Genomic DNA, 528 nt, shown 5'->3' on the forward strand with positions numbered 1-528 from the left:
AAAGTGTCATTCAACAAAGACAGCTTATTATTGCTTCGGAGGCAAGAGTACAAATAGATAAAATGGTCGTGGTTATTGAAAATATCAAAGTGGGTAATGACAGCAATTTAATTAATCTTGACCAGTCAATGACTCAGTTGTCAAACATAGCAAATAACTTCGATGAACTATATAGTGCGATGAAGGAGGATATTCATAAAGCAATCGTGAGAATGCAATGGCAAGATATGCATTTTAACTATTTACGACGAGCTTTCAATGAGATAGACCCTATAGTAATTATTAGAAACGAATCATCGATAAGTGACGCAGAATTAGATTTAACTATGGTTGATGCTCAAAAGGAATCAGAAAAAGTAATTGATGTTTACAAAAAGTATACTTTTTTAAAAGCATTGGTAAATCACCACAGTATTTCTGATAAGTTTTCATTTAAAAATAAATTCAATTCTTTAGATATGTTTGTAGTTTATTTCTTGAATGATAAAAATTTAGACTGTTTATTCTATGGTTTAATGTCTCATGTTG

The 528-nt window shown here is 30.1% G+C and carries 1 protein-coding gene; it reads left to right on the forward strand.

Annotated elements, in window-relative coordinates; translation table 11 throughout:
- A partial coding sequence (locus LG31_RS21250; RefSeq protein WP_033113932.1) for a hypothetical protein occupies positions 1-528 on the forward strand: 528 nt, incomplete at both ends.

Origin of the sequence: Aeromonas lacus, assembly GCF_000764665.1 — a bacterium.
GTDB lineage: Bacteria > Pseudomonadota > Gammaproteobacteria > Enterobacterales > Aeromonadaceae > Aeromonas > Aeromonas lacus.